General features: G+C 68.7%; 1 protein-coding gene. It reads left to right on the top strand.

Features of this window, described 5'->3' with window-relative positions; translation table 11 throughout:
- A partial coding sequence (locus tag AACY08_RS29490; protein WP_339472612.1) for a caspase family protein occupies positions 1-460 on the top strand: 460 nt, incomplete at both ends.

Here is a 460-nt window from a genome sequence, read left to right as displayed (position 1 = left end):
ATCGCGATGCGGAGGACGAAGCGATTCCGCTGGAGCGCCTCGTCTCCTCGGCAGACGGCGCGCGTCGGCTGCGGCTGTTCATCCTCGATGCCTGCCGCGACAATCCTTTCGTGACGTCGATGCGGCGCGAGCGAAAGACGGCCAGCCGCGGCGTCAACGCCGGGCTGGGGCGGGTCGAACCGACTTCGACCGATACGCTGATCGCCTACGCGGCGAAGGCCGGCTCCACCGCCGACGACGGCGACGGCGAACACAGCCCCTTCACGACAGCCGTGCTGAAGAACCTGACGATCCCCGGACTGGACGTGCGGCTAGCCTTCGGGCGCGTCAGGGATGACGTGCTGAAGATCACCGGAAACAGGCAGGAGCCGTTCGTCTACGGCGCGCTCGGCGGCGGAAGCATCTCGCTGGTGCCGCCGCCGGTCACGCCGCAGAGCGCGCCGGTCAACGAGATCAAGGC

This window comes from Pseudomonas sp. EL_65y_Pfl1_R83, assembly GCF_963970695.1.
Taxonomy (GTDB): Bacteria; Pseudomonadota; Gammaproteobacteria; order Pseudomonadales; family Pseudomonadaceae; genus Aquipseudomonas; species Aquipseudomonas tritici.
Note: the sequence above shows the minus strand (reverse complement) of the source record. Positions and strands in the feature narration are given on the sequence as shown.